Below are 13,320 nucleotides of genomic sequence, written 5' to 3' on the forward strand. Positions count from 1 at the left end.
TCAGCCGGGGCGCAGCATCGAGCCGGAGATGGCGAAGATGCGGTCGACGCCAAGCATGTAGGCCATCAGCGATTCCAGGCGGAACAGCCCGGCATAGGCGCGGTCGAGCACGTTGAGCGAACCGGTATAGGCGCCAAAGGCCGGCATGATCATGCGCCCACCGTCGCCGGCAAAGCAGCGCCTGCGCACCGAGCGCCCCTGCTGGACGATGCGCGCGCACGGATGCAGGTGACCCGATATCTCGCCTTCGACGCGCAGCTTGGATGGCTCGTGCCGGAACAGCAGCGAGCCGATCGCCAGTTCGCGCACCGTTTCGCCAGGCAAATCGGCCGGCGCTTCGGGATCATGATTGCCGGCGACCCAGAACCAGTCGCGGCCTGCCATCAGCGCTTCCAGCCGCTCGCGGAAACTGGCATGCATGCGCTCCGCGCCACCGCCATCATGGAAGCTGTCACCCAGGCTGATGACGATCGAGGGCTGATAATCCGATATCACAGCCTGCAGCCGCAGCAATGTCGCGCCGGTGTCGTAAGGCGGGATCAGCGTGCCGCGCCTTGCCAGCGACGAGCCTTTTTCGAGATGCAGGTCCGATACCGCCAGAAGCCGGAGCTCGGGAAAGTAGAGCACGCCGCGCGGATCGCAGACCGCGCTCTCGCCGGCGATGCCGACAAGGTCGGCCTCGGCGATCAGCGATGTCCGCGCCAGCGAAAAGTTCATTCCTCGACCATCTCCGGCCCCATGGCTTCCTCGACCAGCGTCGCGGCATCCATCAGCAGCGTTTCATCGGCTTCGCCATTCACCGGCATCTTGCCGATCTCGAGCATGATCGGCACGGCAAGCGGCGAGATCTGTTCCAGATCCTTATGCACGATTCGACCTTGAATGCGCGAGAGCATGTCGGCAAGTCTGCTGACATCGAGCAGGCCGGTCGCGGCATCGGCACGTGTCGCCTGCAGCAGAATATGGTCGGGCTCGTGGCTGCGCAGGACGTCGTAGATAAGGTCGGTCGACACGGTGACCTGGCGGCCGCTTTTCTCCTGGCCGGGATGGCGTTTTTCGATCAGTCCGGAAATCAGCGCGCAGTTGCGGAAGGTGCGCTTGAGAAGCCAGCTGTCGGCCAGCCAGGCTTCGAGGTCGTCGCCAAGCATATCCTGGTCGAAGAGCGCACCGAGCGACGGCTTCCGGGCCTTGAACATCGCGCCCATGTCACCCAGCGACCATATGGCCAGCGCGTAGTCGGTGGCGACGAAGCCGAGTGGTCTCGCGCCTGCCCGGTCGAGACGGCGGGTAAGCAGCATACCGAGCGTCTGGTGCGCCAGCCGGCCTTCAAAGGGATAGGCGACCAGATAATGGCGATTACCGCGCGGAAAGGTCTCGATCAGCAAGTCATCGCGCTTTGGCAGCACCGACTTGTCGGCCTGGAACCGCAGCCAGTCGGCCACCTGCTCGGGCAGCTTCCCCCAGCGCCGGGGGTCGTCCAGCATGATGCGGACCTGCTCGGCAAGGTAGGTCGAAAGCGGGAACTTGCCGCCGCCATAGTAGGGTACCTTGGCATCGCTGCCGGGCGCATTCGAGACGAAGCATTCGTTCTCGCGGATGCCTTCGAAGCGCAGCACCTTGCCGGCAAACATGAAGGTGTCGCCATGCGTCAAGGTTTCGAGAAAAGCCTCCTCGATCTTGCCGAGAACCCGGCCACCGCGTGAGGCCGAGCCCTTGCTGCCAGCCTGCACGTAGCGCACGTTGAGCGCCGGCACTTCTATGATGGTGCCGACATTCAACCTGTATTGCTGGGCGACGCGCGGATTGGAGACGCGCCACAGCCCATCCTTGTTCAGGCGGATGCGGGCGTAGCGCTCATAATTTTTCAGCGCGTAGCCGCCGGTGGCGACGAAATCGATGACGCGGTCGAAGGTCGACCGGTCGAGGCTGGCATAGGGCGCCGCCGTTCGCACTTCCTCAAACAGATCATCGGCACGGAACGGCGCGCCGCAAGCGCAGCCGAGCACGTGCTGCGCCAGCACATCGAGTCCGCCATCGACCAGCGGCGGTGTGTCCTGGGCGCCGAGATAGTTGGCGTCGAGAGCAGCACGGCATTCCAGTACTTCGAAGCGGTTGGCCGGGATCAAAATCGCCTTCGACGGCTCGTCCATGCGATGGTTGGCGCGGCCAATGCGTTGCGCCAGTCGGCTCGCCCCCTTCGGCGCACCGACATGCACGACCAGATCGACATCGCCCCAGTCGATGCCGAGATCGAGCGTCGAGGTGGCGACGATGGCGCGCAGTGCGTTCTCGCCCATCGCCTTCTCGACGCGCCGGCGCTGGGCCACATCGAGCGAGCCGTGATGCAGGGCGATCGGCAAGGTATCCTCGTTGACCCGCCATAATTCCTGGAACAGCAGCTCCGCCTGGCTGCGGGTGTTGACGAACAGCAACGTCGTCTTGTGGCGCTTGATCTCGCGATAGATCTCCGGCGTGGCGTAGCGCGCCGAATGTCCTGCCCAAGGCACACGCTCTTCGGAATCGAGGATGGAAATCTCAGGCTTCGCGCCACCGGTGACAACGATCAATTCGGACATATCGCCGGGTGGGTTCTGGCTGACCAGCCAGCGCCGCAATTCGTCCGGCTCGGCGACCGTCGCCGAGAGACCGATTGTCTGCAGGCCGGGCACATAGCCGCGCAGCCGCGCCAGCCCGAGCGCCAGAAGATGGCCGCGTTTCGACGTCACAAGCGAGTGCAATTCGTCGAGCACGACATAGCGCAGATCCTCGAAGAAGCGCCGGGCGTCGGAGGCGGCGATGAGCAATGCCAACTGCTCGGGTGTAGTGAGCAGAATGTCGGGTGGCACCAGCTTCTGCCGCTGGCGCTTGTGGGAAGGCGTGTCGCCGGTGCGCGTCTCGATGGTGACGGGCAGGCCGATCTCTTCCACCGGCTTGCCGAGGTTGCGCTCGATGTCGACAGCCAGCGCCTTCAGCGGCGAGATGTAGAGCGTGTGGATGCCGCGATGCGCCTGGCCCGGTTTCCGCCTTGGCCTGACGGCGAGTTCGGTCAGCGAGGGAAGAAACCCAGCCAGCGTCTTGCCGGCGCCGGTCGGTGCGATCAGCAGCACCGATTGCCCGGCCTGGGCCTTCGCCAGGAGTTCGATCTGATGGGCGCGCGGCGACCAGCCTTTCTCGCCGAACCATCTGATGAATGGTTCGGGCAGGACGACGGCTGCATTCTGATTGGCAAGGCGCGGTTGCTCGGTCACGCTCCCAGAGGTAGCGCGACGGCGGCCCAACGCCAAGGAAAATCGGAACAAAAGGGGATCGGATCGTTGGAGAGCGCCCCTCTCACGTCACTATACGGAGAGAGGATGCCGGCAATCAGGTGAGGGCAGCGCGAACTTTCAATCGTTGGCGTCGCCCCTCATCCGCCCTTCGGGCACCTTCTCCCCGTATAGTGACGGGGAGAAGGAAGAAGTGTCCGAACCGGATAGATAGGTAACAGAATGGACCTGATGGATGGGTGACAGTTTTCTCCTTCGCTGGGAGGACCGGCGATGGTTTGGCGAGAGACTGGCATCATGGACGAGCGACTTCGGTTTGTTGTGGACTGCCTGGCAGGTGAGGAGACGATGAGCGAGATTNCCCTGGCGCAGCATCTGCAGCACCCGCAATTGCTGCGGCGTCAGCTTGAGAGACTGGCATCATGGACGAGCGACTTCGGTTTGTTGTGGACTGCCTGGCAGGTGAGGAGACGATGAGCGAGATTGGTGCGGCCTACGGCATCTCTCGCAAGATCGGCTACAAGTGGCTTGGTCGCTATCGTGCGTTGGGCCCGGAAGGTTTGCGCGATCTGCCACGGGCGCCGCTCAATCACGGCCGGGCGACGGCTCTGGATCTGGTGGAACGGATCGTGGCGGCAAAGGAGACGCATCCACTGTGGGGGCCCAAGAAGATCGTGGCGCGGCTCAAGCGCACGGCCCTCGAGCTGCGCTGGCCGTCAGCTTCGACGGCGGGTGCCATCCTTGCACGACATGGGCTTGTGGGCGCGCGCAAGCGGCCACGGCTGCGGGCCTGCGGCAACGGCCCCTGGCCGCCGGCCGAGGAACCGAACGCAGTGTGGACTGGCGACCACAAAGGCTGGTTCCCGACCGGCGACAAGCGGCGTTGCGAGCCCTTGACGGTGATGGATGCGTCAAGCCGCTATCTTCTGGCGCTGGAAGCAACGGGCTCGACGGCCGATGCCGAGGCCTGGCCGGTGTTCGAGCGGTTGTTCGAGGAGCATGGGCTGCCGGATCGCTTCAGAAGCGACAATGGCCCGCCGTTCGCGTCGGCCGGCGTNATGCGTCAAGCCGCTATCTTCTGGCGCTGGAAGCAACGGGCTCGACGGCCGATGCCGAGGCCTGGCCTGTGTTCGAGCGGTTGTTCGAGGAGCATGGGCTGCCGGATCGCTTCAGAAGCGACAATGGCCCGCCGTTCGCGTCGGCCGGCGTCGCCGGGCTGACGCCACTTGCCGCGCGCTTCGTCAAACTTGGCATCGTGCTGGAGCGGATCGCGCCCGGCAAGCCGCAGCAGAACGGCCGCCATGAGCGCTTTCATCTGACCATGCTGCCGCTGGCCAAGCACCCGCAAGCCGACAGAACAGCTCAGGGTCGAGCCTTCGAGGCCTTTCGGCGCAGCTACAATGAGGAGCGACCGCATGAGGCGCTGGCCATGGACACTCCAGCCCAGCATTACCGCCGCTCACAGCGCCTCATGCCAAGAACGCCACCCGAGCCCGATTATCCGGCCGAGGCCGCGGTCCGCCACGTGCGCCACAATGGCGAGATCCGATGGAATGGCGGCTTCATCTATGTCTCGCAAACGCTGGCCGGTGAAGCGGTCGCGGCCACCGAAACCGAGGATGGCCAATGGGCGCTTTCCTTCTATGCCCATCCCCTGGGCATCATCGACACGAGGCGCATGAAGCTCGTCCGCCGCAGCGCCGCGCCAACCAAACCGCTTGGCGCTGCGGCGGACGAATAGAGGGGAGAAGTGTTACCTATGTATGGAGTGCGCCCCTCGGGCCGGACAGGTTGAACAAGCAGAATTGACTTGGAAGCCGGGCTTTCGAAGGATGGAAGNTGGAGTGCGCCCCTCGGGCCGGACAGGTTGAACAAGCAGAATTGACTTGGAAGCCGGGCTTTCGAAGGATGGAAGCCCATGGTGACTTATCGCACGCACAGCATCGAGTTTAAACGTCAGGTAGTGCAGGAGTTCCTCTCCGGCGAGACGCTGCATGGTCTCGCCAAGCGGCATGGACTGCCGCGTAACCTGATCCGCATCTGGGTCCAGAAATACGAGGCCGGCTCCTTCGACGAGGACGTGGCGGCGGCCGACACGATGCAGACCTATGAGGCGCGGATCGCAGCGCTGGAGCGGCTGGTAGGCCGGCAAGCCTTGGAAATCGAGTTTCTAAAAGGGGCTCTGAAAAGCGCACCACGTCCGAGAAGCGGGACTACATCCGTGATCACCGGCCCGGCGGTGTCTCCATCGCTGAAGGATGCCGGCTGATGGGGATCGCGCGATCGACCTACTACGATCAGCCTGAAACCGCCGTGGATGACACAGCGCTCGTCGAGAGAATGGGTGAGATCTCCGACAGCTTCGAAGCTTACGGCTATCGCCGCATGCAGGCGGCGCTGCGGCAGCGCGGCATCATCGTCAACCACAAGAAGGTCAGGCGGTTGATGCGCGAGCATGATCTGCAGCCCAGGATCACGCGGCGCTTCATCGCCACTACGAACAGCGATCACGAGTTGCCGATCTTCCCCAACCTGGCGAAGAACGTGACACCCGACGGCCCGAACCAGCTCTGGGTGAGCGACATAACATACGTGGCGATTGCGGCGGGCTTCGTCTACGTCGCGGTCATTTTGGATGCCTGGTCACGCAAGGTCGTTGGTTATGCGATCGGCCGGTCGATCGACGCGCGCTTGACCGTTGCAGCATTGAAGGCGGCAATCGAACGACGAAAGCCACCGCCGGGCTGCGTCCATCACTCGGACCGGGGATCGCAATATGCCGCACTCCTCTACCGCAATCTTCTCGCCGAGCACGATCTTATTGGATCGATGGGCCGGCGCGGCAATCCCTACGATAATGCGAAAGCGGAAAGCTTCATGAAGACGATGAAGGTCGAAGCTGTCTATCCGATGGCCTACGAAACCTTCGCCGACGTCGCCGAGGACCTTCCCCGCTTCATTGATGAGGTTTACAACACCCGCCGATTGCACTCAGCGCTCGGCTATCTCAGCCCGCAACAGTTCGAGGACCAACACGCCCGGCACATGGTCAAAACTGCGGCTTAATCCTGTCCGGCCCGAGGGGCGCACTCCAGTCTCCGGTATAAACCGTAACCTATATGTCCGGAACGGACCTAAATGTGATGGCTGGGGCGCCAGGATTCGAACCTGGGAATGTCGGTACCAAAAACCGATGCCTTACCACTTGGCGACGCCCCAATAGCCGTCAGAGTCGCTTGTGCGGCGCGTTATTAGCAGAGCAGCCGAAAAGCACAATGCTTATGAGCGAGAGCGAGAACGCCCTGAACGGCACGGAGCTGCCGACCATGTGAGGCGCTATTCGCTCCACACGGCCAGCTCGTTGCCGGCCGGATCGACAAAGTGGAAGCGCCGGCCGCCGGGGAATGAGAAGATCGGCTTGACGATCGCGCCGCCGGCACTTTCCACGGCGCGCAGGGTTTTCTCCAGATCCCTGCTGTAGAGCACGGGCAGGGGCTTGGCCGGTGCTTCCTCGGCCTCGGCCTGAAAACCGCCGTCCAAACCTTCCGCAAAGGCCGAATAGGTCGGCCCGTAATCGGTGAACGACCAGGCGAAGGCGGAACTGTAGAAAGCTTTCAACCGATCCAGCGTGCCGCCGGTTGCCGGCATTTCCAGATAATCGAGTTTTCCATCCTGTTTCATGGGATACCTCTTTGTTCTCTTTATGTTCTAGTGTGGGTATAGTGGGGTGGCAAGTCTTTTTTGCCGCACCCTTGGACATCGCTTTTTCTTAATCGATTGTAGGGGCCGGACGACTTTGCCGGCACCTTGCCTTTCGCACTGCACCATCATATCGCTCCAGGGTCGGACGCGGCGGAACCATCGGTTTCGTCAACCTTTCCAATCTCCCGCAACCGGAGAGCAAGCATGACCAAATGGGTTTTCACCTTTGGCGATGGGGCGGCGGAAGGCCGTGCCAGCGACAGGAATCTGCTGGGCGGCAAGGGCGCCAACCTGGCCGAGATGTGCAGCCTTGGCTTGCCGGTGCCGCCGGGCTTCACCATCACCACCGAGGTCTGCAACGCCTACTATGCGAACGCCCGCGCCTATCCGGCGGGATTGGAAGCCGATGTCGCGGTCGCGCTCGACCACATTGGCCAGCTGACCGGCCGCCGGTTCGGCGATCCGTCGAAGCTGCTCTTGGTTTCCGTGCGCTCCGGGGCTCGCGCCTCGATGCCTGGCATGATGGATACCGTGCTCAATCTCGGCCTCAACGACGAGACCGTCGAGGCGCTGGCCGGTGATTCCGGCGATGCACGCTTTGCCTATGACAGCTATCGCCGCTTCATCCAGATGTATTCTGATGTCGTCATGGGTCTCGATCACGAGGTGTTCGAGGAAATCCTTGAAGACCAGAAGGCGAGCCTCGGCCACGAACTCGACACCGAGCTGACGGCCATCGAATGGCAAGGCGTGATCGCACTCTACAAGGCCAAGGTCGAGGAGGAACTCGGCAAACCCTTCCCGCAAGATCCGCATGAGCAGCTCTGGGGCGCCATCGGCGCGGTCTTTTCGAGCTGGATGAACAACCGCGCCATCACCTACCGGCGCCTGCACGACATCCCCGAAAGCTGGGGCACGGCGGTCAATGTCCAGGCCATGGTGTTCGGCAACATGGGCGAGACCTCGGCCACCGGCGTCGCCTTCACCCGCAATCCGTCGACCGGCGAAAAGCAGCTCTATGGCGAGTTCCTGGTCAATGCGCAGGGCGAGGATGTCGTCGCCGGCATCCGCACGCCGCAGAACATCACCGAGGCCGCGCGCATCGCCGCCGGCTCCGACAAGCCGTCCTTGCAGAAGCTGATGCCCGACGCGTTCCAGTCCTTCGTGACGATCTCCGACAGCCTGGAAAAGCACTACCGCGACATGCAGGATCTCGAATTCACCATAGAGCGCGGCAAGTTGTGGATGCTGCAGACCCGGTCCGGCAAGCGCACCGCCAAGGCGGCGCTGAAGATCGCGGTCGAGATGGCCAGGGACGGGCTGATCACGAAGGAGGAAGCCGTCGCACGCATCGATCCGGCCTCGCTCGACCAGTTGCTGCACCCGACCATCGACCCGAAAGCCGCGCGAGACGTCATCGGCGTCGGCCTGCCGGCATCTCCGGGCGCGGCCACCGGCGAGATCGTCTTTTCCTCCGGCGATGCCGAGGATCTGAAGGCGCAAGGCCGCAAGGCGATCCTGGTGCGCATCGAGACCAGCCCGGAGGACATCCATGGCATGCATGCGGCGGAAGGCATCCTGACCACGCGCGGCGGCATGACCAGCCATGCCGCCGTCGTCGCGCGCGGCATGGGCAAGCCCTGCGTCTCCGGCGCCGGCTCGCTGCGCGTCGACTACAAGGCCGGCACGCTGCTCTCGATGGGGCAGACCTTCCGCAAGGGCGACGTCATCACCATCGATGGCGGCAACGGCCAGGTGCTGAAGGGCGCCGTGGCGATGCTGCAGCCCGAACTTTCAGGTGATTTCGCCGCCATCATGGAATGGGCGGACGCGGTGCGCCGCATGAAGGTGCGCACCAATGCCGAAACGCCGCTCGACGCCCGCATGGCGCGCTCCTTCGGTGCCGAGGGCATCGGGCTTTGCCGCACCGAACACATGTTCTTCGACGGCGCCCGCATCGTCGCCATGCGCGAGATGATCCTGGCCGACACCGAGAAGGACCGCCGCACCGCCCTTGCCAAGCTTCTGCCCATGCAGCGCTCGGATTTCCTGGAACTCTTCGAGATCATGGCCGGCCTGCCGGTGACGATCCGCCTGCTCGATCCGCCGCTGCACGAATTTCTGCCCAAGACCGAGGAGGAGGTGGCCGAAGTCGCCGCCGCCATGAACGTGTCGCCGGACAAGCTCCGGCAACGCACCGACGCCCTGCACGAATTCAACCCGATGCTCGGCCATCGCGGCTGCCGGCTGGCCGTCTCCTATCCCGAGATCGCCGAGATGCAGGCGCGGGCCATCTTCGAGGCCGCCGTCGAGGCCGGCAAGAAGGCCGGCGCGCTGGTGGTTCCCGAGATCATGGTGCCGCTCGTCGGCCTGGTGAAGGAACTCGACTACGTGAAGGCGCGCATCGATGCGGTCGCCAAGAGCGTGATGGACGAGAGCGGCGTCAAGATCGACTACCTGACTGGAACCATGATCGAATTGCCACGTGCGGCGATCCGGGCTCATGTCATCGCCGCTACAGCCGAGTTCTTCTCCTTCGGCACCAACGACCTTACCCAGACCACCTTCGGCATTTCGCGCGACGATGCTGCCTCTTTCCTGGAGACTTACCGCCAGAAAGGCATCATCGAGCAGGATCCCTTCGTCTCGCTCGACATCGACGGCGTCGGCGAACTGGTGCGCATGGCTGCGCAAAAGGGCAGGGCGACGCGGCCCGACATCAAGCTCGGCATCTGCGGCGAACATGGCGGCGACCCGGCATCGATCCGTTTTTGCGAGGAGGTCGGACTCGACTATGTATCGTGCTCGCCCTATCGTGTGCCGATTGCCAGGCTGGCGGCCGCGCAGGCAGCGGTGCAGGTGGCAAAGACCGGGCGCGGATAGGAAGCGAGCCCGGATCGAAACTTACGGTTTTGTATGAAAACTCACGCGAACGTGCCGAAGGCGTTGCGTAATCTCGACATCGTCACTGCCTAATCTGCGCACGGACCGTCAATTGTTTCCGGAATCACACGTTGCAGATATCTCCCGCGCCATTCCGCTCGATCCTGATCATTCAGACGAAGTTCATCGGCGATATCGTTCTCGCCTCGACGCTCGCCAGGAACCTGCAACTCGAATTCCCCGATGCCAGGATCGTGTTTCTCTGCGAAGCGCACTTCAAAAGCTTCGTGATCGCGCATGGCATGGCTTCCGAGGTGGTTACGTTCCGGCGCTCCCGGATCCGCGGCACCCCGCTGGAGCGCGCACAAGAACTCTATGCCGTGGTACGGGCGCTGCGCCGCTTCCGTTTCGACCTGACGATCGACGTGACCGATTCAAAGACCTCGCGCATTGTCAGTGGGCTGGTCAACGCAAAGACCCGCGTCGGCTATAATCCTCCCGAGAGGCCTCTGAAGCTGCTGGAGCGTCAGCCCGCCAATCTGTTTGCCAAGCCGTATGGGTTTGGCGGCCATCATTTCGTCTATCGCTATCTCTCGCCGCTTGAAGCGCTTGGCGTCGATCTGCGCGTCACCGTGCCAAGCCTTCAGCCATCGCCGTTAGAGACGGCGAAAGCACAGGCGCTTTTGGGCAAGCATCATCTGCGGCCGAATGCCTTTGTCGCCGTGCATGCCGGCGCGAGCTTCAAGGGCCGGCAATGGCAGCCGGAGCGATTTGCCGAGGCGATCAACGAAATTGCAGCCGGTACCGGACTGGGTGTCGTCCTGGTGGGAGGGCCGGACGAAAGCGAGATCGCCGGACGGATACTCGCCAGGACGGCGACGCCGATGGTCGACCTTGTCGGGACGCTGTCGCTCGAGAGCCTGTTGGCCGTTCTGAAACAAGCGCGGCTGTTTCTTGGCAACGAGAGCGGCCCTATGCATATGGCTGCCGCCGTGGGCACGCCGATCGTCGGGCTTTTTGGTCTGACGAATCCGTCGCGCTGGGGACCGGTCGGCGTGCCCAGCATCGCGCTTCGGCCGTCGACGCCATGTGACTGCGTGGCCAAGGATCTGTGCCGCTGGCCCGATCCCAGCAGGGTTTGCTGCGTTTGGCGTCTGGAGGTGAAGCCGGTCGTCGATGCGGTGCGCGAGGTGCTCGCGCGCACCGAGATGAAGCGCGAGCGCGCCGTCTGATGCATGTCGTCCAAAATGGCTCCGGTTTTTGGAGAGAACGGCATACATGAAAAGAAAGCTTACAGCGCGTTGCCCGATCCGTTTCGGGCCGACGCGCTTTAACGGCGGCAAGGCCGCCGTCGAAGGGGTCGTTCACCAACCGTCGGTCAAATTGCCGCGTCAGGCATTTTTCTGCTATTCATCGTCCCGATTTCCGCCTTGATGCGGGCCTTGGGATAGCGGCTTGAAATCGCCTATCAGGAATTGGTTTAATGCGTCTGCCGCAAAAACATCTCTGCATGATCGCCATGTCGCTGGCGGTGGTGTCCAGCGCTCACGCCGTGCCGCTGGTCGAGCCCACGCTGCATATAAAGCCTGCCGCAAGCGGGGCCGGCCGGGTCGCGCTGACGCTCGATGCCTGCGGCGGACAAACCGACACACGGATCCTTTCGGCGCTGGTGGAAAACAAGATCCCCGCCACCATTTTCGTCACCGGCATCTGGCTGAAGCGCAATGCCGCGGCCGTCGCGATCATGCGCGCGCATCCCGACCTGTTCGAACTCGAGAATCACGGCGGCCACCATATTCCGGCGGTCGACACGCCGCAGAAGATTTATGGCATACGCAGCGCCGGCAGCCCCGAAGCGGTGCTAGCCGAGGTCGAATCGGGTGCCGCCGCATTGGCCAAGACGGGTGAGCCGGCTCCGAAATGGTTCCGGGGCGCAACGGCCGAGTACAGCCCCTCGGCCATCGCGATGATCCGCAAGCTCGGCTTCAAGATCGCCGGCTTCTCGATCAATGGCGATGGCGGCTCATTGCTGGGTGCCAAGGAAACCGCCCGGCGCATCGCCGCGGCCAAGGACGGCGACGTCATCATCTCGCACATCAATCAGCCGACCCATGCCGCCGGCGAAGGCGTGGTGCAGGGCCTGTTGGCGCTCAAGGACAAGGGCATGACCTTCGTGCGTCTCGACGATGCCGATGGCATGGGCAACAACGGCACCACCGACTGAGGGTGCGTCGATATTGGGGTGGTGATCGGCCCGCCCTCAAATCTCAACGCACTCTGAGTGCCTTCAAGTCGAAGAACTCAGCCAGGCCTGGTTTCGATGGCGACCTTGCTGGCGTAGAACGCCCCGTGATCGCGGATATCGGTCATTTCGTCGAACGGATGCCGATAGGCCCACATCGCGTCCTTGCCCGCCTCGCCGGCCGTCAGCACGCTCCAATAACTGGCATCACCCTTGTAGGGACAATGGGTGGAGTGCTCCGTGCCGGTGAGCTTGTCGAAATCGATGTCGGCGAACGGAATATAGAAGGCTGCGGGGTAGGGGGCCTCGGTCAGCACCTTGGCCCTCGTGGACGATGCGATGACTGTATCGCCGGCGCGGACGGTAACGGTGCCTGCATAGGGCTCGATGGTGATGATCTTGTCGGGATTGCGCTGGAAGCCGGGGGCAGGGTTGGCGATCTTATCCATGCTGGTTCTCCTTACCTGGCTCCCTAAAATGTGGCGGGCACAGCCATTGCGCAAGGTCCGTTCGCATCACGAAAACCGGCGCCAATCGCCGAGGCGTGGCGCTATAGCGCTTTCGAGTGTCACCCGAGGCTTCAGGCGGCGGTTCTGAATGCGTCCATCAGTCCGGCATAGGCGGCTGCAATGCCCGCCACCGGGTTGCTGCTTCTCGAAACGGTCTCGACCTTCAGCGAGCCGCCGCCGGTCGGCAGGGTGAGCAGCAGGAACTGGCGATTGCCGCCGTCGCCGACGGATGCCGCCGCGACATGCTGGCCTTCGCCTCCGCTCTCGACACACATCTTGAACAGCAGCGTGCCGCCGACCGCTTCGAGCGCGCCGCCGACAACTTCAACAAATTCGTCCTCGGAAACAGTCTTTTCGTCCGGCACCAAATCGGCCAGGCTTTCGGCAAGTGTGCTCTCCAGAGCCTTGTCCTCGAGTTGCGCGTCCATGCGAACCTCTTTCAGTCGCCAATCGCACCCCTTTGCCCGTTAACGAAACTTAACGCCGACGATGGCCGGATTGTGGCGGATTTCCCGGTGATTTGGGGGGTAGGAGACTGCCGTCACGGCGGCGATTTTGACCCTCCTGCCATCCCCGTGGCACGAGGGATCAGCAGGTCGAAATCCAAAACATGTCGGAATTCAACCGTTTGCCGTTACGGCACGGACTCCGAAATTCGCTGGCCGCGCAAGCGGGTGACTGGACAATCCGCCGGTTCGCTTCACAATGCGCCAAAGCT

Annotated in this window: 10 protein-coding genes, 1 tRNA gene and 1 pseudogene; 6 read left to right on the plus strand and 6 right to left on the minus strand. The window is 63.1% G+C overall.

Annotated elements, in window-relative coordinates:
* Entirely contained in the window at positions 1 to 717 is a 717-nt protein-coding gene (pdeM, locus tag X741_RS157055) for a ligase-associated DNA damage response endonuclease PdeM (protein WP_013897299.1), read from the minus strand.
* Entirely contained in the window at positions 714 to 3,248 is a 2,535-nt protein-coding gene (locus tag X741_RS157050; RefSeq protein WP_023777224.1) for a ligase-associated DNA damage response DEXH box helicase, read from the minus strand. The genes pdeM and X741_RS157050 overlap by 4 nt, the downstream gene beginning before the upstream one ends.
* Before the next feature lie 440 nt (positions 3,249 to 3,688).
* Here X741_RS157050 and X741_RS1000000170815 point away from each other — a divergent pair.
* From X741_RS1000000170815 to X741_RS157040, 3 genes and pseudogenes are all read left to right on the plus strand, one after another.
* A pseudogene (locus tag X741_RS1000000170815) lies at positions 3,689 to 5,004 on the plus strand (helix-turn-helix domain-containing protein); the annotation flags it as partial.
* Between the two features lie 180 nt (positions 5,005 to 5,184).
* Complete coding sequence (locus tag X741_RS157045) at positions 5,185 to 5,535, plus strand: transposase (protein ID WP_023777226.1); 351 nt, start codon at positions 5,185 to 5,187, stop codon at positions 5,533 to 5,535.
* Positions 5,484 to 6,332 carry an IS3 family transposase gene (locus X741_RS157040; protein ID WP_245272681.1) on the plus strand — a complete coding sequence of 283 codons (849 nt, stop codon included), beginning with the start codon at positions 5,484 to 5,486 and terminating at the stop codon, positions 6,330 to 6,332. The genes X741_RS157045 and X741_RS157040 overlap by 52 nt, the downstream gene beginning before the upstream one ends.
* Before the next feature lie 78 nt (positions 6,333 to 6,410).
* On the opposite strand, the gene X741_RS157035 is transcribed toward X741_RS157040, so the two are convergent.
* Together X741_RS157035 and X741_RS157030 are read right to left on the minus strand one after the other, a co-directional pair.
* Positions 6,411 to 6,485, minus strand: a tRNA-Gln gene (locus tag X741_RS157035).
* A 117-nt stretch (positions 6,486 to 6,602) separates the two neighbouring features.
* Positions 6,603 to 6,947, minus strand: coding sequence for a VOC family protein (locus X741_RS157030; RefSeq protein ID WP_023764462.1), 345 nt, complete (start codon positions 6,945 to 6,947; stop codon positions 6,603 to 6,605).
* Between the two features lie 225 nt (positions 6,948 to 7,172).
* Between X741_RS157030 and ppdK the strand changes: the two genes are divergently transcribed.
* The 3 genes from ppdK (at position 7,173) to X741_RS157015 (ending at position 12,075) form a co-directional block, all read left to right on the plus strand.
* Positions 7,173 to 9,851, plus strand: coding sequence for a pyruvate, phosphate dikinase (ppdK, locus tag X741_RS157025; RefSeq protein ID WP_023777228.1), 2,679 nt, complete (start codon positions 7,173 to 7,175; stop codon positions 9,849 to 9,851).
* Positions 9,852 to 9,982: 131 nt separating this feature from the next.
* Entirely contained in the window at positions 9,983 to 11,083 is a 1,101-nt protein-coding gene (locus X741_RS157020; protein WP_023777229.1) for a glycosyltransferase family 9 protein, read from the plus strand.
* 251 nt (positions 11,084 to 11,334) lie between these two features.
* Positions 11,335 to 12,075 carry a polysaccharide deacetylase family protein gene (locus X741_RS157015; RefSeq protein WP_023777230.1) on the plus strand — a complete coding sequence of 247 codons (741 nt, stop codon included), beginning with the start codon at positions 11,335 to 11,337 and terminating at the stop codon, positions 12,073 to 12,075.
* 77 nt (positions 12,076 to 12,152) lie between these two features.
* On the opposite strand, the gene X741_RS157010 is transcribed toward X741_RS157015, so the two are convergent.
* Both X741_RS157010 and X741_RS157005 read right to left on the minus strand, forming a co-directional pair.
* A complete protein-coding gene (locus X741_RS157010; RefSeq protein ID WP_023777231.1) occupies positions 12,153 to 12,542 on the minus strand; it encodes a DUF427 domain-containing protein in 390 nt (129 codons plus the stop codon).
* Positions 12,543 to 12,673: 131 nt separating this feature from the next.
* Entirely contained in the window at positions 12,674 to 13,030 is a 357-nt protein-coding gene (locus tag X741_RS157005; protein WP_013896531.1) for a hypothetical protein, read from the minus strand.
* Between the last annotated feature and the right edge of the window lie 290 nt (positions 13,031 to 13,320).

It is taken from the genome of Mesorhizobium sp. LNHC221B00, assembly GCF_000502935.1.
GTDB lineage: Bacteria > Pseudomonadota > Alphaproteobacteria > Rhizobiales > Rhizobiaceae > Mesorhizobium > Mesorhizobium opportunistum.